The sequence below is a fragment of the Melaminivora jejuensis genome (assembly GCF_017811175.1).
In the GTDB taxonomy this organism is placed as follows: domain Bacteria; phylum Pseudomonadota; class Gammaproteobacteria; order Burkholderiales; family Burkholderiaceae_C; genus Melaminivora; species Melaminivora jejuensis.
This window is the reverse complement of record NZ_JACWIJ010000002.1, coordinates 2,227,988-2,247,456: the sequence shown is the minus strand read 5'-3', so window position 1 is coordinate 2,247,456 and position 19,469 is coordinate 2,227,988. Positions and strand designations below refer to the sequence as shown.

General features: G+C 68.5%; 16 protein-coding genes. 12 read left to right on the top strand and 4 right to left on the bottom strand.

Annotated elements, in window-relative coordinates; translation table 11 throughout:
* Nucleotides 1-24: 24 nt before the first annotated feature.
* Nucleotides 25-786, bottom strand: coding sequence for an EAL domain-containing protein (locus IDM45_RS10670; protein WP_209422822.1), 762 nt, complete (start codon nt 784-786; stop codon nt 25-27).
* Between the two features lie 237 nt (nt 787-1,023).
* Between IDM45_RS10670 and rarD the strand changes: the two genes are divergently transcribed.
* Nucleotides 1,024-1,887, top strand: a complete 864-nt coding sequence (gene rarD, locus IDM45_RS10665) for an EamA family transporter RarD (RefSeq protein WP_325169005.1) — start codon at nt 1,024-1,026, stop codon at nt 1,885-1,887.
* 86 nt (nt 1,888-1,973) lie between these two features.
* On the opposite strand, the gene IDM45_RS10660 is transcribed toward rarD, so the two are convergent.
* Complete coding sequence (locus tag IDM45_RS10660) at nt 1,974-2,510, bottom strand: YqaA family protein (RefSeq protein WP_209424088.1); 537 nt, start codon at nt 2,508-2,510, stop codon at nt 1,974-1,976.
* Between the two features lie 174 nt (nt 2,511-2,684).
* Here IDM45_RS10660 and IDM45_RS10655 point away from each other — a divergent pair, with 174 nt between their 5' ends.
* From IDM45_RS10655 to purH, 4 genes are all read left to right on the top strand, one after another.
* Entirely contained in the window at nt 2,685-3,476 is a 792-nt protein-coding gene (locus IDM45_RS10655) for a M15 family metallopeptidase (RefSeq protein ID WP_209422821.1), read from the top strand.
* 95 nt (nt 3,477-3,571) lie between these two features.
* Entirely contained in the window at nt 3,572-4,633 is a 1,062-nt protein-coding gene (dusB, locus tag IDM45_RS10650; protein WP_209422820.1) for a tRNA dihydrouridine synthase DusB, read from the top strand.
* Nucleotides 4,630-4,929, top strand: coding sequence for a helix-turn-helix domain-containing protein (locus tag IDM45_RS10645; protein WP_209422819.1), 300 nt, complete (start codon nt 4,630-4,632; stop codon nt 4,927-4,929). Before dusB ends, IDM45_RS10645 begins: the two co-directional genes overlap by 4 nt.
* Before the next feature lie 69 nt (nt 4,930-4,998).
* Nucleotides 4,999-6,597 carry a bifunctional phosphoribosylaminoimidazolecarboxamide formyltransferase/IMP cyclohydrolase gene (purH, locus tag IDM45_RS10640; RefSeq protein WP_209422818.1) on the top strand — a complete coding sequence of 533 codons (1,599 nt, stop codon included), beginning with the start codon at nt 4,999-5,001 and terminating at the stop codon, nt 6,595-6,597.
* A gap of 62 nt (nt 6,598-6,659) precedes the next feature.
* Here purH and hemL read toward each other — a convergent pair whose 3' ends face one another.
* Nucleotides 6,660-7,997 (bottom strand): glutamate-1-semialdehyde 2,1-aminomutase, encoded by a 1,338-nt coding sequence (gene hemL / locus IDM45_RS10635; RefSeq protein WP_209422817.1) that lies wholly within the window; start codon nt 7,995-7,997, stop codon nt 6,660-6,662.
* The gene (gene thiD, locus IDM45_RS10630) at nt 7,981-8,931 is read right to left on the bottom strand and encodes a bifunctional hydroxymethylpyrimidine kinase/phosphomethylpyrimidine kinase (protein WP_209422816.1); all 951 of its coding nucleotides are present in this window, start codon (nt 8,929-8,931) and stop codon (nt 7,981-7,983) included. Before thiD ends, hemL begins: the two co-directional genes overlap by 17 nt.
* Before the next feature lie 113 nt (nt 8,932-9,044).
* On the opposite strand from thiD, the gene IDM45_RS10625 reads away from it, so the two are divergent.
* The 7 genes from IDM45_RS10625 to IDM45_RS10595 all read left to right on the top strand — a co-directional run bounded on the left by IDM45_RS10625 (nt 9,045) and on the right by IDM45_RS10595 (nt 19,435).
* On the top strand, nt 9,045-9,197 hold the full coding sequence (locus IDM45_RS10625; protein WP_233457635.1) for a rubredoxin: 153 nt from the start codon (nt 9,045-9,047) through the stop codon (nt 9,195-9,197).
* 53 nt (nt 9,198-9,250) lie between these two features.
* Nucleotides 9,251-9,655 (top strand): response regulator, encoded by a 405-nt coding sequence (locus tag IDM45_RS10620; protein ID WP_209422814.1) that lies wholly within the window; start codon nt 9,251-9,253, stop codon nt 9,653-9,655.
* Complete coding sequence (locus IDM45_RS10615) at nt 9,655-10,020, top strand: response regulator (RefSeq protein ID WP_209422813.1); 366 nt, start codon at nt 9,655-9,657, stop codon at nt 10,018-10,020. The genes IDM45_RS10620 and IDM45_RS10615 overlap by 1 nt, the downstream gene beginning before the upstream one ends.
* 13 nt (nt 10,021-10,033) lie before the next feature.
* On the top strand, nt 10,034-10,561 hold the full coding sequence (locus IDM45_RS10610; protein ID WP_209422812.1) for a chemotaxis protein CheW: 528 nt from the start codon (nt 10,034-10,036) through the stop codon (nt 10,559-10,561).
* A 29-nt stretch (nt 10,562-10,590) separates the two neighbouring features.
* The gene (locus IDM45_RS10605) at nt 10,591-12,861 is read left to right on the top strand and encodes a methyl-accepting chemotaxis protein (RefSeq protein WP_209422811.1); all 2,271 of its coding nucleotides are present in this window, start codon (nt 10,591-10,593) and stop codon (nt 12,859-12,861) included.
* 125 nt (nt 12,862-12,986) lie between these two features.
* On the top strand, nt 12,987-16,328 hold the full coding sequence (locus tag IDM45_RS10600; RefSeq protein ID WP_411828418.1) for an Hpt domain-containing protein: 3,342 nt from the start codon (nt 12,987-12,989) through the stop codon (nt 16,326-16,328).
* A complete protein-coding gene (locus tag IDM45_RS10595) occupies nt 16,328-19,435 on the top strand; it encodes a hybrid sensor histidine kinase/response regulator (RefSeq protein ID WP_411828437.1) in 3,108 nt (1,035 codons plus the stop codon). The genes IDM45_RS10600 and IDM45_RS10595 overlap by 1 nt, the downstream gene beginning before the upstream one ends.
* The last annotated feature ends 34 nt before the right edge of the window (nt 19,436-19,469 follow it).

The following is a 19,469-nucleotide window of genomic DNA, read 5'->3' as shown; positions in this document are numbered from 1 at the left end:
AGGGTCGCGGGGCGCCGGTGCGCGTCAGGGCGCCGGCGTCAGCGCGCGAAACGCCGGGCGCGAGAAGAAGTAGCCTTGCATCAGCGCTACGCCCTCGTGGCTGAAGAAGTCGCGCTCGCCGGCGGTTTCGATGCCTTCGGCGATGACCTGGATGCCCAGTTCCTGGCAAATGCGCAGCAGGCCGCGTGAGATCGATTGGCGTGCGCGGTCGGTGTCCACACCGCGCACCAGGCCCATGTCCAGTTTGACGATGTCGGGTTGAAAATCCGCCAGCAGCGTCAGGCCGGCGTAGCCAGCGCCGAAGTCATCAATCGCCGTGAGAAAGCCACTGCGCTGGTACTCGCGCAGGATTTCCGCCAGCCACGGGCCATCCTCGACGCGCTCGCCTTCGGTGACTTCGAAGATGATGCGTTCGAGCGGGAACTGATGGCGGCGCGCTGCCGCCAGCGTGGTGCGGATGCACAGCTCGGGCCGATAGACGGCGTTGGGCAGAAAGTTGATCGACAGCCGCGTATCCATGCCCAGTGCCGCTGCCGTGGCAATCGCCTTGACGCGGCAGGCTTGGTCGAAGCGGTAACGGTTGTCCTCGGTCACTTGCTCAAGTACCCAGCCCGCGCCCTGGCCTTCAGTGCCGCGCACCAGGGCTTCATGCGCCCATACGCTGCGCGCGTGCGTGTCCATGATGGCCTGATACGCGAAATCGAAAGAGAAGTTGAGCTTTTGCGGCGACGAGCAGCCGGGACAGGCCGAGGGCGGCTCGTCGGGCAGGATGTTGATGAATTCCATGGCAGGCGGCCTCGTGAAGAGGGAGGGAAGGCGTGGACGACCTTGCAAAAAGAAACATTATCTGGCTGGTGTGCGCTCAGGCTTTGCCTCCTGCAGGGCGTGCGGCGGCACAATCGGCTTTTGCGCGCCTGCTGTCCCTGCTGCTGTCTGCGGGCCGCTCGGCCTGGCAAACGTGCCCCGGCCCTGGCACTTTCTGCCCCAGCGCCCCATTTCCTCCCTCCACCCCATGTCCCCGGCATCGCCTACGCCACCGCCGCCTACACCGCCTGGGGCCTGTTCCCGCTGTACTTTCGCCAGCTCGCGCAGGTGTCGGCGCTGGAGGTCATCGCGCATCGCACGCTGTGGTCGATGCTCTTCGTCGCCCTGGTGCTGCTGGTGCGCCGGCAGTGGGCGTGGCTGGCGCCGCTCTTGCGCCAGCCACGGCTGCTGGCCGTCTCGGCGCTGTCGGCGCTGCTGTTGTCAGCCAACTGGCTGCTCTACGTCTGGGCCGTGAACAACGGCCATGTGCTGGACGCCAGCCTGGGCTACTTCATCCTGCCGCTGATCAACGTCGCCCTGGGCTACGCCGTGCTGGGCGAGCGCCCGCGCCGGGGCCAGTGGGCAGCCGTGGCGGTGGCGGCCTGCGGCGTGCTGTGGCTGGCGCTGCAGGCCGGGCGCCTGCCGTGGATCGGTCTGGCGATTGCCCTCACCTTCGGCGGCTACGGCCTGCTGCGCAAGACGGCGCCGCTGGGGGCGCTGGAAGGCCTGGCGTTGGAAACCACCTTGCTGACCCCGCTGGCCTTGGCCCTGCTAGCCTGGTGGGCAGGCCAGGGCACGGCGGCCTGGACGCAGGCCGGTGCTGCCGACTGGCTGTGGCTGCTGGCTGCCGGCCCCATCACCGCCGTGCCGCTGCTGTTGTTTGCCGCCGGCGCGCGCCGCGTGCCGCTGGCTACGCTGGGGCTGCTGCAGTACATCTCGCCCAGCCTGCAGTTCCTGCTGGGCGTGGCGCTGATGGGCGAGTCGGTGCAGCCGGCGCGGCTGCTGGGCTTTGCGCTGATCTGGACGGCGCTGGCGCTGTTCGCCCTGGAGGGCGCCTGGCAGCGCCGCGCAGCCACAGTTTGAGCATCAAATCCGGCTCAAACCCTTGTTGGATAAGCGCTGACAGCTATAAAAATTGCAAATCAATGGGTCTGCAGCCCCGCCTGTGCTCAGCCATGCAGCCAGCGCAGCCAGCCCTCAGGCACGGTGTGCAGCAGCAGCCAGGTCATGACCAGGTAGCGCAGGAACTTGCCCACCGCCATGTAGGCCACGCAAGGCCAGAAGGGCAGGCGCAGCCAGCCGGCGACGGCGCACAGCGGATCGCCCACCACCGGCAGCCAGCTCAGCAGGCAGGCGCGTGCGCCCCAGCGGCGCAGCCACACGCGCACGATGCGCTCGTGGCGCGACAGTTCGCGCGGGCGGCGTGCTGGGGCGGGTTGCGCAGGCGCGTCGCGGCCCAGTTGGCGCGCGGCGTGCCAGGCCTTGTGCGCGCCCAGGCCCATCCACCAGCTGACGGCGCCGCCCAGCGTGTTGCCGGCGCTGGCCACCACGATGGCCGGCCAGAACATGGCCGGGTTGAGCTTGATCAGGCCGAACACCGCCGGCTCCGAGCCCAGCGGCAAGAGCGTGGCCGAGACGAAGGCGACCAGGAAGACCGTGCTCAGGCCGAATTGCGGCAGGGCCAGGGTGTCGAGCAGCAGTTGCATCCAGTCGGGCATAGCGGGCAGGGCGGGGTGGCGGGAAGTCGAAGGGGCGAAAGCGCGAAAGAGGGCGAAGCGCCGATTCTTGCCCCTTGGGCGAGGCCATCTTGTATCGTCCGGCTTCTGTTTCCACGTAGGAGTTCGCAGACCATGGTCAGTCAGCAGCAAGGCAGGGCAAGGATGAACAGGGCGGCCAAGGCGCGCCCGGCATGGCAGGCGCTGGCAGCGGCGGCGCTGCTGGCGGCACTGGCTGGCTGCACCGGCCCGCAAGGCGGCAGGCCGGGTAGCGCGGCGGAGGCCAGCGCCAGCCGCAGCCCGGCTGCCGGTGCGCCCGACCTGGTGGCGCTGGCCAGCGTGGCGCCGGATATTGCGCAGGACATGCGTTATCGCGGCAGCCACAACTTCCTGGGCCGTCCGGTGGCCGGCTACGAGGCCGCGCAATGCTGGCTCAGCCGCCCGGCGGCGCAGGCGCTGGCCGCCGTGCAGCGCGAGGTGGCGCCGCTGGGCCTGCGCGTCAAGGTCTTCGACTGCTACCGGCCACAGCGTGCCGTCGATGACTTCGTGCGCTGGGGGCGCGATCTGCAGGATCAAAAGACCAAGGCGGCGTTCTACCCGCGCGTGCCCAAGGAGGAATTGTTCCAGCGCGGCTACATCGCCGAGCGCTCGGGCCACAGCCGCGCCAGCACCGTGGACATGACGCTGGTGGTGCTCGATGGCGTACGCGCGCGCAGCGTGCTGGCCGGGCCGCTGGCCGATGGCCAGGAGGCCGACATGGGCACGCCGTTCGACCTGTTCGACGAGCTCTCGCACACCGACAACGCCGAGCTGCCACCCGACGTGCAGCACAACCGCCACTGGCTGCGCGCGCTCATGCAGCGCCACGGCTGGCGCAACCTGCCCGAGGAGTGGTGGCACTTCACGCTGGAGCGCGAGCCCTATCCGGATCGCTTCTTCGACGTGCCGCTGCGCTGAGACTGCTGAAAATTTGGGCAGTACAATCGCCTCCCCCGCAGCCTGCCTGGCTGCTCCGCGCCCGCCCAGCCGCCTTCTTCGTCCACTCGCCTGCCATGTCTGCCCTGTGCATCGGCCCCCATGCCCTGCCCAATCGCCTGTTCGTCGCGCCCATGGCGGGCGTGACCGACCGGCCGTTTCGCCAGCTGTGCAAACAGCTGGGCGCGGGCTATGCGGTCAGCGAGATGGTGACCTCGCGGCGCGACCTGTGGGACAGCCTCAAGACCAGCCGCCGGGCCAACCACGAGGGCGAAAGCGGCCCGATTGCCGTGCAGATCGCCGGCACCGAAGCCAGCATGATGGCCGAGGCCGCCCTCTACAACATCGACCGGGGCGCGCAGATCATCGACATCAACATGGGCTGCCCGGCCAAGAAGGTGTGCAACAAATGGGCCGGCTCGGCGCTGATGCAAAACGAGCCGCTGGCCGTCGAGATCGCCGCCGCCGTGGTGGCCGCCTGTGCGCCGCGCGGCGTGCCCGTCACGCTGAAGATGCGCACCGGCTGGTGCGAGCAGCAAAAAAACGCCGTGCAGCTGGCGTGCCAGTTCGAGGACGCGGGCATCCAGATGCTCACCGTGCACGGGCGCACGCGCGAGCAGGGCTACCGTGGCCAGGCCGAGTACGAGACGATTGCCGCCGTCAAGGACGCGGTGCGCGTGCCGGTGGTGGCCAACGGCGATATCGACAGCCCCGAGAAGGCGCGCGCCGTGCTGACCGCCACCGGCGCCGACGCCCTCATGGTAGGCCGCGCGGCGCAGGGCCGGCCCTGGATCTTCCGCGAGATCGCCCATTTCCTTGAAACCGGCCAGCACCTGGCGCCGCCGCTGGTGGCCGAGGTGCGCCGCTTGTTGTTGGCGCATCTGCTTGATCACTACCAGCTCTACGGCGAGGCCAGCGGCGTGCGCAGCGCGCGCAAGCACATCGCCTGGTATGTGCGCGCGCTGCCCGGCGGCGAGGCGCTGCGCCGGCACATCAATACCCTGGAGGACAGCGGCGCGCAGTGGCAGGCCGTGGCGCAGTATTTCGACGAACTGGGCGCGCGCATGGATCGCCTGCCCGCCGCCGCCACAGACGCTGCCGCCAGCGCCCACCCGGCCAGCTTCCCCCTGAACGCATGAGCACCGAACCCGATCCTGCCTCGGCCGCACCCGACGCTGCCCGCCAGGCCAGCCTGGAGCAGTGCGTGCGCGACAGCCTGAACAGCTACTTCCTCGACCTGGGCGGCGAATCGCCCGACCGGGTCTATGACATGGTCGTACGCCTGGTCGAGCGGCCCTTGCTGGAAGTGGTCATGCACCACGCCCAGCACAACCAGTCGCGCGCCGCGCAGTGGCTGGGCCTGAACCGCAACACGCTGCGCAAGAAGCTGCTCGATCATCAGCTGCTGGATGTCGAGAAAAATCAAAAACCATAGCTGCCAGCGCTTGTTGGACAAGGGTTCGAGCCGTATTTCATTCAAAAATCACCACTATCGAGGGCACCCATGAATGCTTTGATTTCCGTCTCCGACAAGACCGGCATCGTCGAGTTCGCGCGCGCGCTGCACGCCCTGGGCGTGCGCCTGCTGTCCACCGGCGGCACGGCGCAGCTGCTGGCGCGCGAGGGTCTGCCGGTCACCGAAGTGGCCGAGCTGACGCAGTTCCCCGAGATGCTCGATGGCCGCGTCAAGACGCTGCACCCCAAGGTACACGGCGGCCTGCTGGCGCGCCGCGACGTGCCGGCGCACATGGCGGCGCTGGCCGAGCACGGCATTGACACCATCGACCTGCTGGTGGTCAACCTGTATCCGTTCGAGTCCACCGTGGCCAAGGCCGGCTGCACGCTGGCCGACGCCATCGAGAACATCGACATCGGCGGCCCGGCCATGGTCAGGAGTGCCGCCAAGAACTGGAAGGATGTGGGCGTGCTGACCGACGCCAGCCAGTACCCGGCGGTGCTGGCCGAGCTCAAGGCCGGCGGGCGCCTGAGCGACAGGCTGCGCTTTGCCCTGTCGGTGGCCGCCTTCAACCGCATCGCCCAGTACGACGGCGCCATCAGCGACTACCTGTCCTCGGTGGACTTCGAGGATGGCCAGGAGGCGGCCAGCTACGTGCCCGTGCGCCACCTGTTCCCGGGCCAGAGCAACGGCATCTTCACCAAGGTGCAGGACTTGCGCTATGGCGAGAACAGCCACCAGAGCGCGGCGCTGTACCGCGACCTGCACCCGGCGCCCGGCTCCATCGTCACCGGCGAGCAGCTCCAGGGCAAGGAGCTGTCCTACAACAACATCGCCGATGCCGATGCTGCCTGGGAGTGCGTGAAAAGCTTCAAGCTGCCGGCCTGCGTCATCGTCAAGCACGCCAACCCCTGCGGCGTGGCCGTGAGCACGAATGCGCTGGAGGCGTATTCCAAGGCCTTCCAGACCGATCCGACCAGCGCCTTCGGCGGCATCATCGCGCTCAACCGCCCGGTGGATGGCGCGGCGGCGCAGCAGATCGCCAAGCAGTTCGTCGAGGTGCTGATGGCACCGGACTTCGCGCCCGAGGCGCTGGAGGTCTTCAAGGCCAAGGCCAACGTGCGGCTGATGAAGATTGCCCTGCCACCGGGCGGCGACACGCCCTGGCAGCAGGGCCGCAACGCCATGCACGCGCAGCGCGTGGGCTCGGGCCTGCTGCTGCAGACCGCCGACAACCACGAGCTGCTGCTGCCTGACGTGCGCGTGGTGACCGAGCGCCAGCCCACGCAGGAGGAGATGCAGGATCTGCTGTTCGCCTGGAAGGTGGCCAAGTACGTGAAAAGCAACGCCATCGTGTTCTGCAAGGGCGGCATGACCATGGGCGTGGGCGCGGGGCAGATGAGCCGGCTGGACTCGGCGCGCATCGCCAGCATCAAGGCGCAGGCGGCGGGTCTGTCATTGGCCGGCACGGCGGTGGCGAGCGACGCCTTCTTCCCGTTCCGCGACGGGCTGGACGTGGTGGTCGATGCCGGCGCCACGAGCGTCATCCAGCCGGGCGGCTCGATGCGCGATCAGGAAGTGATAGACGCGGCCAACGAACGCGGCGTGGCCATGGTGTTCACCGGCGTGCGCCACTTCCGCCACTGAACTGGGCGCGCCGCCGGTGCCCGCTCCCTCACCCGCGCGCGGGAGAGGGAGCAAGACCGGCGTTACTGCCTGGCCAGCTCGGCAAGCACCTCGCGCGCGGCCTCGACGGTCTGCGCGATGTCCTCGTCGGTATGCGCGCTGCTGACAAACCCGGCTTCGTACAGCGCCGGCGCGACATACACGCCGCGAGCAAGCAGCCCGTGGAACAGGCGGTTGAAGCGCGCGCCGTCGGTGGTCAGCACCTGCGGGTAGTTCTGCGGCAGCTCGGCCATGAGGTAGAAGCCGAACATGCCGCCCTGGCTGTCGGTGGCAAAGGGCACGCCGGCCTCGCGCGCGGCGCCCTCCAGACCCTGCATCAAGGCCTGCGTGCGCGCCGCCAGGTGGTCGTAGAAGCCCGGCTGCGCGATCTGCTGCAGCGTGGCCAGCCCGCAGGCCGTGGCCACCGGATTGCCGCTGAGGGTGCCGGCCTGATAGACCGGCCCCAGCGGCGCGAGCTGCTCCATGATGGCGCGCGGCCCGCCAAAGGCGGCCAGCGGCATACCGCCGCCAATCACCTTGCCCAGCACCGTGAGGTCGGGCTGGAAGCCGCCGATCTGCTGCGCGTACAGGCTTTGTGCGCCGCCCAGGGCGACGCGAAAGCCAGTCATGACTTCGTCCAGGATCAGCAGCGCGCCGCTGTGCGTACACAGCTCGCGCGCGCGCTGCATGAAGGGCACGCTGGCGCGCACGAAATTCATGTTGCCGGCAATCGGCTCCATGATCACGCAGGCGATTGTTGGGCCGTGCAGCGCGAAGGCTTCTTCCAGCTGCGCCACATCGTTGTATTCCAGCACCAGCGTGTGCTGCACCACCTCGGGCGGCACGCCGGCGCTGGTGGCGTGGCCGAAGGTCGCCAAGCCCGAGCCGGCCTTGACCAGCAGCGAGTCCGCATGGCCGTGGTAGCAGCCGTTGAACTTGATGATCTTGGAGCGCCCGGTGGCACCGCGCGCCAGGCGGATGGCGCTCATGCCGGCCTCAGTGCCCGAGCTGACCAGGCGGATCATCTCCATGGATGGCACGTGGCGGATGATTTGCTCGGCCAGTTCGACCTCGCGCTCGGTGGGCGCGCCGAAACTGAAGCCCTCCAGCGCCGCCTTTTGCACCGCCTCGACCACCGCTGGATGGCCGTGGCCCAGGATCATCGGCCCCCAGGAGCCGATGTAGTCGATGTAGCGCTGGCCGCCCGCATCCCACATGTGGGCGCCGTGCGCGCGCTCGATGAAGCGCGGCGTGCCGCCCACGGCGCGAAAGGCCCGCACGGGCGAGTTCACGCCGCCGGGGATCAGTGCCTGGGCGCGCTCGAAGAGCTGCTGGTTGCGGTCGCCAGTGGCGGCGGTGGTGGAGTCAATGCTGTGTGTCATGCGGTGGAATCTGAAAGCCGGCGGGGTCGAGCGGATCGGGCGCGGCTGTGGCGTCGCCGTCTTCGCCCTCCTCGGGTTGCGCCCAGAACATGCGGTCGGGCAGCACATGGCCCATGCCCGGATGGATGCCATGCTCCAGGCTGCCATCCAGATAGGTCAGCGCCTCGGCCAGGGCTTCGCCCAGGTCGCAGCCGCTGGCCACCAAGGCGGTGAGCGTGGCGCTGAGCGTGTCGCCGGCACCGATGAAGGTCGCCGCTATGCGCTCGAAGCGAGCGCTGGCCACTGCCGCCTGGGGCGAAGTGAGGACGTTGTCGATGTGCTGGTCGGACAGGTGGACGCCGGTGGCCAGTACATAGGGAATGCCCAGTTCGGCGGCAGCCAGGGCCAGCTCGCGCGGGCTGGGAGTGGTGCTGGCGCTCCAGTCGGGCAGCAGCCAGCGCGCCAGCAGGCTGTGGCTGCCCACCAGCAGCGAGACCTGCGGCGCCAGCAGTTCGGCAAAGGCGTCCAGGTACTGGTCGATCAGATCGTCGCGCCACCACGACAGGTCGGGCATCCAGGCGATGACGGGCACATTGGCATAGTCGTCGGTGATTTCGGCGATCAGCGCCAGGTTCTGCGGGCTGCCGACGAAGCCGACCTTGATGGCCTGCACCGGCATGTCCTCCAGCACGGCGCGTGCCTGCTCGGCCACGATGTCGCTGTCGAAGGCGAAGTGTTCGAAGATCTGGCTGCTGTCGCGCGCATAGGCGCCTGTCACCACAGCCAGGGGGTGGCCGCCCACGGCACTGATGGCAGCGATGTCGGCGCTCAATCCGCCGGCGCCGCTGGGGTCGTTGGCGTTGAAGGTCAGCACGCACACCACGTCGGCCATGGCATCGGCTTCCTCGGGCGTGGCAATCGGGGTTTCCGTGGGGCGCGCAGGGCTGTGATTCATGCAAAAAACGGCCAGCGTGAGCGGTGGCGTGAAAGCTACGGAGGCTGATGGCCGCTGGCTACAATCCGCGCATTCTATGGGATGCCTTCTGCGTGACTGAATTGAAAACCTGGATGTGCCTGGTCTGTGGCTGGCTCTACGATGAGGCGGCCGGCGCCCCCGACCACGGTCTGGCGCCTGGCACGCGCTGGCAGGACGTTCCCGTAGATTGGACTTGTCCCGAATGCGGCGCATCCAAGACCGATTTCGACATGGTGGAGTTCTGAGCGGCAGGCTGGCTTGCCGCGTTCAGGGCCACAGCCCGAGGAGCACCGAACAATTGGCTACGACGACGAATTCCCCCACCTTCAAGGTGCTCGTGGTGGACGACAGCAACACCATCCGGCGCAGCGCCGAAATCTTTCTCAAGCAGGGCGGCCACGAGGTGCTGCTGGCCGACGATGGCTTCGATGCGCTGGCCAAGGTCAACGACTATGAGCCGCAGCTCATCTTCTGCGACATCCTGATGCCCAAGCTCGATGGCTACCAGACCTGCGCCATCATCAAGCGCAACCCACGCTTTGCCGACACCCCGGTAGTCATGCTGTCGTCCAAGGACGGCATCTTCGACAAGGCGCGCGGGCGCATGGTGGGCTGTCAGGACTACCTCACCAAACCTTTTACCAAGGATCAGCTGCTGCAGACCGTGCTGCAGTTCGCCTGCGTGCCACAAGGAGAAAAATGATGTCTATCCACAAGGTACTGGTCGTGGATGATTCCAAGACCGAACTGATGTTTCTGACCGGCCTGCTGCAAAAGCAGGGTATGCAGGTGCGCACCGCAGAAAACGCCGAGGAAGCCTTTCGCTGCCTGGCCGAGGAAAAGCCCGATCTGATCCTGATGGACGTGGTCATGCCCGGCCAGAACGGCTTTCAGCTCACGCGCGCCATCTCGCGTGATCCGCAATACGCCGATGTGCCCATCATCATGTGTACCAGTAAGAACCAGGAGACCGACCGCGTCTGGGGGATGCGCCAGGGCGCACGCGGCTACGTCACCAAGCCGGTCGATCCGGCGCAGCTGCAGGCCACCATCGCCGCGTTGAACTGATCCGGCAGCTTGCATGGCCAATCGCGAAGCGCTCAAGGAACTGCAGACCCGACTGGCGGCGCGCCTGCAGGCTGCCCGCTCCGAAGGGGTGGCAATCTCATCCTGGCTGGCGGTGGAGTCGGCCGGCAGGCGCCTGCTGCTGCCACTGTCGCAGGCCGGTGAAATCTTCCCCTGGAGCGGCGTGCAGCGCGTGCCCTACACGCAGCCGTGGTTCCTGGGCGTGGCCAACCTGCGCGGCGCCCTCAGGGGAGTGGTCGATCTGGCCATGCTGCTGGGCGCCGCACCGCTGCGCACCGAGCAGACCCTGGCCGAAGCCAGCCTGCTGACGCTGGGCGAGACGCTCGAAGTCAATGCCGCGCTGCTGGTCGAGCGCCTGGCCGGCTTGCGCAACGCCGATGCCTTTGCCACCAGCGAGCCGGCACCCGAGAGCGGGCCCGACTACCTGGGCGCCTGCTATATCGATGCACAGGGCGAACGCTGGCAAGAAGTCGATCTGCAGGCGCTGGCGCAGCATCCGACGTTTCTTGCCATCAGATCCTGATTTCCCGCCACCTCTGTCAAGGCAGCACCATGTCCGTTGTCAATCCTTTTGGAAAACTGTTCAATCGCAAGGCTGCGGGTTCCGGCGATGTGGGGCTGGCTGGCCCCGCGTCCGTCCAACCTGCGGCCGCCGCGATGAACCAAGGCTATGCACAGGATGCGCTCAACACTGTCCAGGGCGACCCCGGTGCCATCCTGCGCGCGACGGTGCATGACGATGGCCTGCCACGCGAGGATGTGGTCAGCCTGCCTCTGCTGGGCAGCGCTCCGGCCAGCACGCACCAGCGCCGCCTGTTGATGCTGCTGACCCTGGGCCTGGTGGTGCTGGCGCTCATCGCCGGCTGGGTGCTGCAGCAGGCCAACCGCTCGGCGGCGCACCTGGCCGCCACGGGTCAGGCGCTGATGCAGTCGCAGCGGCTGGCCAAATCGGTCTCGCAGGCGCTGGTGGGCAATCCGCAGGCCTTCCCGGACGTGGTGGACAGCTCGGGTGTGCTGGCGCGCAACGTGCGTGCGCTGGCCAACGGCGACTCTGCGCTGGACGTCCAGGCGCTGAGCGAGCAGTACCAGGCTGACCTGGAAGGCATCACCCCGCTGGTCGATCGGGCCGAGAAGAACGCCGCCACCGTGATGGGCCAGCAGAAGATCCTGACCCAGGTGGGCGACGCCCTGCGCACCATCAACCGCCAGTCCTCGGATCTGCTGGAGATCACCGAGACCATTGCCTCCCTGAAGCTGCAGCAGGGCGCATCGCCTGCAGAGATCTCGGCAGCTGGCCAGCTGGTGATGCTCACGCAGCGCATCGGCAAGTCGGCCAATGAGTTCCAGACCACCGAGGGCGTGAGCCCGGAGGCCGTGTTCCTGCTGGGCAAGGACTTGAACGCCTTCAAGGAAATTGCCCAGGGGATGCTGGACGGCAGCGCCGCGCTGCGGCTCGATGTCACGCGCGACGCACAGACACGCGAGCAGCTCGAAGCGCTGATCAAACTTTATGAGCAGACCCGTACCCAGGCCGGCGCCATCCTGGGCAACCTTCAGGGCCTGGTGGCAGCGCGCGAGGCACAGGCCGCCGTGATCGCCGACAGCGAGCCGCTGCGGCGCAAGCTCGAAAGCCTGCAGGATGAATTGAATGCCCGCTCGGGCATGAGCATTGGGCAATTCGCCGCATTGGCTGCAGCCGGTCTGTTCGTGCTGCTATGCGGCATGGCGATTTCGCGCGTGCAGCTGCTCGACAGCCGCAGCCGCCAAGCGCTGGCCGAATCGCAGCAGCGCGATGCCCGCCGCCAGGAGCAGGAGCTCAAGCGCGTCAACGACGCCAACCAGGCAGCCATTTTGCGCCTGATGAACGAGCTGCAGACGGTGGCCGAGGGCGACCTGACGCAGGAAGCCACGGTGACCGAGGACATCACCGGCGCCATCGCCGACTCGGTGAACTACACGGTGGAGGAGCTGCGCCTGCTGGTGGGCAGCGTGCAGAACACCGCAGCGCGCGTGGCTGAGACCACGGCACTGGTGGACACCACATCGACCGAGTTGCTTGCGGCATCGACCGAGCAGCTGCGCGAGATCCGCGAGACTGGCCGCTCGGTGCTGGACATGGCCGGGCGCATCAACGACGTGTCCTCGCAGGCGCAGGAGTCGGCCCAGGTGGCGCGCCAGTCGCTGCAGGCTGCCGAGCAGGGCCTGACGGCGGTGCAGAATGCCATCGGCGGCATGAACGCCATCCGCGACCAGATCCAAGACACTTCCAAGCGCATCAAGCGCCTGGGCGAATCGTCGCAGGAAATCGGCGAAATCACCGAGCTGATTTCCGACATTACCGAGCAGACCAACGTGCTGGCCCTGAACGCCGCCATCCAGGCCGCATCCGCCGGTGAAGCGGGCCGGGGCTTCTCGGTCGTGGCCGAGGAAGTGCAGCGCCTGGCCGAGCGTTCGGCCGATGCCACGCGCCAGATCTCGGCACTGGTAAAGGCCATTCAGACCGATACGCAAGACGCCGTGGCCGCCATGGAGCGCTCCACCCAGGGCGTGGTCGAGGGCGCACGCCTGTCCGACTCTGCCGGCACTGCACTGACCGAAATCGACCGCGTGTCGCGCCGCCTGGCCGAGCTGATCGAGCAGATCTCCTCGTCGGCGCTGCGCGAGGCCGAACTGGCCAACGGCGTGGCTGACAACATCCAGCACATCTTTGCCGTGACCGAGCAGACCGGTGAAGGCACGCGCACGACGGCGCAGCAGGTGCGTGAACTCTCGCACATGGCGGAAGAGCTGCGCCAGTCGGTGGCACGCTTCAAGATCGCCTGAGAGGCCACGGCATTTCGTGCCCATCTGCCCGCAGCGCCTCATCTGGCGCTGCGTCCATCCACCAATGAACTGGCCGCCGGACGGTCGGGGACGAATCCATGTCAACCAAGGAAGCTGCCAACGCCATGGCACCTGAATGGCACCAGGGCGAGCACGACCTCGGGCCCCTGGCCTGGGTGCTGGGTGAATTGCGCAAATCCCTGGAGGGAGCGGTCAAGGCCATGCATCGCTTCGTGCGCGATGCCGAGGTGGCGCGCCAGTCGGATCTGGCATCGCTCGATGCCAGCGGCCTGCGCGCCGCACGCCAGCAGCTGCACCAGGCCGCTGGTGCGCTGGAGATGGTCGGCATGGATCAGCCGGCGCTGGTCGTGCGCGCCCTGGAGGGCGCGGTGCAGCGCTTCGTGCAGCGTCCCGAGCTGTGCAGCGACGAGGCCTCGGGTGTCGTCGAACAGGCCAGTTTTGCGCTCATCGAATACCTGGAGCATGTGCTGGCCGGTCGCGCCGTGTCGCCGGTGGCGCTGTTCCCGCAGTATCGCCGCGCCCAGGAGCTGGCCGGCTCCGAGCGCGTACACCCGGCCGATCTGTGGCCCGTGCCGCGCCGTGTGCGCGAGCCCGTGCTGCCCCAGTCCATGCCGGCGGCTGCCGCGCTGGCCTATGGCGCCCAGGCCCGGGCGCGGCTCGATGGTGCCGTGCTGCGTATCGTCAAGGCTGCAGAGCCGCAGGCGGCAGCCGAGCTGCGCGCCATCTCCCTGGCCTTCGCTGCCGCGCAGCACGATGCTGGCGTACGTTCCTTCTGGAAGATCAGCGCCGGCTTTTTCGAGGCGCTGGCGCTGGGTGCGCTGGTGCCTGACGTCTATGTCAAGCGTGTCGCCTCGCGCGTGCTGATGCAGTACGCCTCGCTGGCGCGCGGAGAAACCGCAGTCAACGACCGCTTGGTGCAGGACATGCTGTTCTTCTGCGCCCAGGCTGCGATGGCAGAACCGCAGGCCGCCCCGGTGCTGGATGCCGTGCGCCGGGCCAACGATCTGACGGGTCACGGCACGGTCGATTACGAGCAGCCCCGTTTCGGGCTGTACGACCCGGCTGTGCTGGCGCAGGCGCGCAAGCGCATTGCGGCTGCCACCGAGACCTGGTCGGCCCTGGCCGGGGGCGATCGCAACAAGCTCAAGCTGGCGGTGGATCAGTTCGGCCTGGTGTGCGATTCGCTGCGCCGGCTGCAGCCCGGCAGCACCAGCCTGGCGCAGGCTCTCACCAGCGCCGTCGCGGCCACCATGCGCAGCGGCGAACCGCCGGGCACCTCGCTGGCCATAGAGGTGGCCACGGCGGTGCTGTACCTGCAGGCGTCGTTCGAAGACCTGGACATGGGCCAGGAGGAGATGACCGAGCGGGCGCAGGATCTGGCGCACCGCATCGATGCCGTCATGGCCGGTGGCGAACCACAGCCGCTGGAGCTGTGGATGGAAGAGCTGTATGGCCGGGTCAGCGAGCGCCAGACCATGGGCAGCGTGGTGGGCGAACTGCGCGCTGCGCTGGCCGAGGCCGAGAAGGCCATGGATCAGCATTTCCGCGACCCGCAGGACAAGGCTGTGCTGGCACCGGTGCCCGATGGCCTGCAGCAGATGCGCGGCGTGCTGTCGGTGCTGGGCCTGGATCAGGCGTCGCTGGCGGTGCTGCACATGCGTACCGTCGTCGAGCGGCTGCTGGTGGGCGACATCCCGCAGGAGCAGCGCGCCGCAGTCTTCGAAAAGCTCGGCAACAACCTCGGTGCCCTGGGCTTTCTGATCGACATGCTGGGCTACCAGCGCGCCATGGCCCGCAAGCTGTTCCTCTATGACGAGGAGCAGGGCGAATTGCGCATCCTGATGGGGCGGGCGCGCCCAGAGACGTCCCGTGAGGCAGTCCATGAGGCAGCCCCTGCGGCGGAAGCTGAGGCAGCGCCGGCCAGCGTGCCGCCGTCCCAGGCGCAAGCCGCTGCTCCTGGGGCGGTGCCTGCAGCGGTGCCGACCGCGCCGGCCCCAGAGGCCAGCCAGCCCGCAGTGCCACCATCACCAACGGTGCCAGCCCCGGCAGCGCCGGCGCCAGCCAGCCCCGCCGCTCAGCCGCAGATCGTGGTGCGCGACGAGCAGGATCAGGAACTGCTGGACATCTTCCTGGAAGAGGCGCGCGAGGTGGTGGCCACCGGCCTGGAGGCCATTGCCACGCTGCAGGGGCAGCCGGGTGACCTGAGCGAGCAAACCACCCTGCGCCGTGCCTTCCACACCCTCAAGGGCAGCTCGCGCATGGTCGGGCTGAATGAATTCGGCGAGGCTGCCTGGGCCATGGAGCAGACGCTCAACGCCTGGCTGGCCGAGCAAAAACCCATCCAGCCGGCATTGCTGGCCCTCTCGGCCCAGGCATTGCAGGCCTTCGGCCAGTGGGCCGATGCCATTGCCCAGGAGCAGGCACAGAGCTGGCAGGCCCAGCCATTTCGCGCCGCTGCCGATGCCATGCGGCTGGAGGGGCGGCTGGTCGATCTGCATGGTGCCCAGCCTTTGTCTGTCCCAGACGCGCCGCAGGACGAGGTGGTCGTGCAGGAGGCAGCGCCGTCAGCTCCCGCAGTGCAGGATGAGCCGGCGCCAGACACTCCTGAGCCAGCTTCCGAGGCCACCCTGGAGCCTGTCCTGGAGCCGCAGCAGGCAGCATCCGAGCCAGCATCTCCAGCGCCCGAGCCGGTGCTGGACTTCGGATTCGAGTTCGATCTGGAGCCAGCGCCGTCGCCCGAAGCGCAAGCTGGGGCAGCATCCGGGGGCCAGCCCGAGCCTGAAGCCGAACCCGCAGCCGCGCCGACGGCAGAATTGGTGCCCGAGCCGCCACTGCTCTTGGAGCCGGCTGCGGCCCCGAGCCGGACATCCTGCCGCAGCCGAGCTTGCCTGAAGCAGCATCGCTGCTGGAGGATGCTCTCGTGCAGGCGGTTCCCGAGGAGCCGACCCCTGCCGAGGCCGTACCCGAGCTGGACGCCGACGAGCCGGTCAGAGACTTTGCCGATACCTGGATCGGTAGCGAGCCGCCGTCTGCCGAGGCTGTGGCACAGCCGCAGGAGCAAGCTCCCCTGGCCGTGGGCGAAGAGATCGACTTTGCCTTTTTCGAAAAGGCGCTCCAGGCCATGGAGGCCCAGCCGGAGCCGTCGGTGCAGCCAGCGCAGACCGCTCCGGCCTTGCCGCCAGCGGAACCAGACCTCCAGGACACTTTCTTCCTGGCGCCGCAGGATGCCGAGGTTCAACTGGTGCTGGAGCCTGCAGAGGAGGCGCCTGCCGAGGCGCCACAGGCCGACGACGGCATGGCCGCAGCCCGGCCGGAGGCGGCGCTCGATGATGCAGTGGCGTTGCCACCCGAGGCGGCTTTGTCCGAGCTGCTGCCCGAGTCTGCCCTGCCCGACTTGTCGCCTGAGCCGCCGCTGGAGATATCGCTGGAGCCGCCCGCGCCGCTGATGGTGGCAGGTCTTGCCGACCTGCCTGCGGAGCAGCCCCCCATCCAGCCACCCGCCGAGACCCCTGTCGAGCCGCCTGCCGACGAAACCAAGGTCATTGGCGATCTGCGCATCGGCATACCGCTGTACAACGTCTATCTGAACGAGGCCGACGAGTGGTCACGCCACCTGGTCACCTCGCTGCAGGAATGGGCGCTGGAGCTGCATCGGCCGGTGCCCGATCTGGCCGTGGCGCTGGCGCATTCGCTGGCCGGCAGTTCCGGCACCGTCGGCTTCACTGCGCTGTCCGAGCTGGCGCGCACGCTGGAGCATGTGTTGCAGCATCTGCAGCTGCTGCCCGGTGGGTCGGTCGAGCAGGGTCGGATCGTGAATGCTGCGGCCACCGATATTCGCCGGTTGCTGCACCAATTTGCCGCCGGCTTCCTCAAGGAGCCCAACGCCCAGGTACTGGTGCAGCTGCGCGAATTGCTGCAGTTGGAGGTCACCAGCGCGCCTTCGCCGCTGGCTGACGAGCTGCCGCCCGGGCTGGAGCAGATCGTGCCGGACATGCCGCAGACGCCGGACGCCCTGGCTGCGCACGGGCCGGCTCCTGTCCAGCCCGCTGCCGCAGCACCTGAGGTCGCCGTGCTCTGGCCCACGTCCTCGGTGCTGCCCGACGCCGAGCCCAGGGTCGATGCAGCCGCAGGGTCAGCCGTGCCGGATGAGGACGACATCGACGCGCTGGACACCATTGACCCCGACCTGTTTCCGATCTTCGAGGAAGAGGCCGTCGAGCTGCTGCCGCGCCTGGGCGGCGCGCTGCGCCAGTGGGCCGCGCGCCCGGACAACCTGAGTGCCCGTAGCGAGCTGCTGCGGGCGCTGCACACGCTCAAGGGCAGCGCCCGCCTGGCTGGTGCCATGCGGTTGGGAGAAATGGCGCACCGCATGGAGAGCGCCGTCGAGCACATTCCTTCCGAGGGCGCGCAGACCAGCGACATCGAGCCGCTGCTGGGGCGCCTGGACGCCCTGCAGGCGGACTTCGACAACTTGCGCACCATTGGCGCCCAACCCCTGACCGAAGCGGTCACGGTGGCGCCGCAGGCCAGCGCTGCAGAGTCGTTGCCGTTGCCGCTGTCCGGGGCGGATGCGCAGCCGGCCTTCCCCCAGCCGGCTGCGGCATCGGCGGTGCAACCCTCTCCGACCGCTGCAGCGCGCGCCGTACCAGCGCGTGCCAGCCAGGCCGGGCAGTCGGTGCGCGTGCGCTCGCAGCTGCTCGATCGTCTGGTCAACCAGGCTGGCGAGGTCATGATTGCCCGCTCGCGCCTGGAGGCGCGCATGGGCCAGATGCGCAGCTCGCTGAACGACTTGACCGGCAACCTGGAGCGCCTGCGTCAGCAGCTGCGCGACATCGAGATGCAGGCGGAAAGCCAGATGCAGTCGCGCTTGGCCCTGTCGCGCGACTCGGCAGCAGGCTTCGATCCGCTGGAGTTCGATCGCTTCACGCGAGTGCAGGAGCTCACGCGCATGATGGCCGAGTCGGTCAACGACGTGGCCACGGTGCAGCGCAACATGCAGCGCGCCATGGAAGGCGCCGAGGACGACCTGATCGCCCAGGGGCGCCAGGCGCGTGAGCTGCAGCGCGACCTGCTGCGCACACGCATGGTCGAGTTCGAGAGCATTGCCGAGCGCCTGTATGCCGTGGTGCGCCAGTCCTCCAAGGAAATGGCCAAGCAGGTCAAGCTGGACATCACCGGCGGCGCCATCGAAATGGATCGCGGCGTACTCGACCGGATGACGCCGGTCTTCGAGCACCTGCTGCGCAACTGCATCAGCCACGGCATCGAGACGCCCGAGCAGCGCCAGGCCGCGCACAAGCCGGCGGTCGGCACCATCACCATCGGGCTGCGCCACGAGGGCAACGACGTTGCCGTCGAATTTCGCGACGATGGCGCCGGGCTGAATGTCGAGCGCATCCGCGCCAAGGCGCTCGGGCTGGGCCTGATCGCCCCGGATGCCCGCATCGGCAATGTCGAGGCGGCGCAACTGATCTTCCAGCCGGGCTTTTCCACAGCCAGCGAAGTGACGGCGCTGTCGGGCCGTGGCGTCGGCATGGACGTGGTGCGCACCGAGGTCGGCGCCCTGGGCGGACGCGTGGAGACCGAGACCGAGGCAGGGCAGGGCACGGCGTTCCGGATGGTGCTGCCGCTGACCACAGCGGTGACGCAGGTGGTCATGCTGCGCGCCGGCACGCTGGTCTTCGGCGTGCCGGCCGCGCTGGTCGAGCTGGTGCGCCGCAGCAGCGACGCGCAGCTCGAAGCAGCCTATGCCAGCCACACCTTCGAGCATGGCGGCGAGGCCCTGCCCCTGCACTGGGCGGGTGCCTTGCTGCAGTCCTCGGCGCGCAGTGACGAGGCCGGCAGCAAGAGCCGACCGGTGGTCATCCTGCGCAGCGCTGCGCAGCGCCTGGCCATGCACGTGGACGAAGTGCTGGGCAACCAGGAGGTGGTGGTCAAGAACCTGGGGCCGCAGCTGTCGCGCCTGCCTGGTCTGGCCGGCATGTCGGTGCTGGCCTCGGGCGCCGTGGTGCTGATCTACAACCCGGTGGCCCTGGCCAACGTGTATGGCGAGCAACTGCAGGCCGGCACGCTGGCGCCTCTGCTGCACGGCGACCCACGGGCGGCCGGCATCGTGGCCGCAGGCGCCGGGGGTGCCGTGCCGGCCGCTGCCGCTGCTGCACCGTTGGTGCCGCTGGTGCTGGTCGTGGATGACTCCATCACCGTGCGCCGCGTGACCCAGCGTCTGCTGGTGCGCGAGGGCTACCGCGTGGCCCTGGCCGCCGACGGCCTGCAGGCGCTGGAGCGGCTGCAGGAGGAGCGCCCGGCGGTGGTGCTGTCGGACATCGAGATGCCGCGCATGGACGGCTTCGATCTGGCGCGCAACATCCGTGGCGACGCCGCGCTGCAGGACTTGCCCATCATCATGATCACCTCGCGCATTGCCGAAAAGCACCGTGAGCACGCCATGGAGCTGGGCGTCAACCACTACCTGGGCAAGCCCTACTCGGACGAGGAGCTGCTGGGCCTGGTGCAGCACTACACGCGCCAGCAGGCTGCGGCTCAGCCGGCCTGAGCTGCGCGCCCGGCCCGGGCCGGGCGCAGCCTTG

What these genes read in the sequence shown, in the direction of transcription:
- IDM45_RS10670 (WP_209422822.1), bottom strand. Translation starts at nt 786, where the DNA reads ATGGAATTCATCAACATCCTGCCCGACGAGCCGCCCTCGGCCTGTCCC.
- IDM45_RS10660 (WP_209424088.1), bottom strand. Translation starts at nt 2,510, where the DNA reads ATGCAACTGCTGCTCGACACCCTGGCCCTGCCGCAATTCGGCCTGAGC.
- IDM45_RS10655 (WP_209422821.1), top strand. Translation starts at nt 2,685, where the DNA reads ATGAACAGGGCGGCCAAGGCGCGCCCGGCATGGCAGGCGCTGGCAGCG.
- dusB (WP_209422820.1), top strand. Translation starts at nt 3,572, where the DNA reads ATGTCTGCCCTGTGCATCGGCCCCCATGCCCTGCCCAATCGCCTGTTC.
- IDM45_RS10645 (WP_209422819.1), top strand. Translation starts at nt 4,630, where the DNA reads ATGAGCACCGAACCCGATCCTGCCTCGGCCGCACCCGACGCTGCCCGC.
- purH (WP_209422818.1), top strand. Translation starts at nt 4,999, where the DNA reads ATGAATGCTTTGATTTCCGTCTCCGACAAGACCGGCATCGTCGAGTTC.
- hemL (WP_209422817.1), bottom strand. Translation starts at nt 7,997, where the DNA reads ATGACACACAGCATTGACTCCACCACCGCCGCCACTGGCGACCGCAAC.
- thiD (WP_209422816.1), bottom strand. Translation starts at nt 8,931, where the DNA reads ATGAATCACAGCCCTGCGCGCCCCACGGAAACCCCGATTGCCACGCCC.
- IDM45_RS10625 (WP_233457635.1), top strand. Translation starts at nt 9,045, where the DNA reads ATGTGCCTGGTCTGTGGCTGGCTCTACGATGAGGCGGCCGGCGCCCCC.
- IDM45_RS10615 (WP_209422813.1), top strand. Translation starts at nt 9,655, where the DNA reads ATGTCTATCCACAAGGTACTGGTCGTGGATGATTCCAAGACCGAACTG.
- IDM45_RS10610 (WP_209422812.1), top strand. Translation starts at nt 10,034, where the DNA reads ATGGCCAATCGCGAAGCGCTCAAGGAACTGCAGACCCGACTGGCGGCG.
- IDM45_RS10605 (WP_209422811.1), top strand. Translation starts at nt 10,591, where the DNA reads ATGTCCGTTGTCAATCCTTTTGGAAAACTGTTCAATCGCAAGGCTGCG.
- IDM45_RS10600 (WP_411828418.1), top strand. Translation starts at nt 12,987, where the DNA reads ATGGCACCTGAATGGCACCAGGGCGAGCACGACCTCGGGCCCCTGGCC.
- IDM45_RS10595 (WP_411828437.1), top strand. Translation starts at nt 16,328, where the DNA reads ATGGTGGCAGGTCTTGCCGACCTGCCTGCGGAGCAGCCCCCCATCCAG.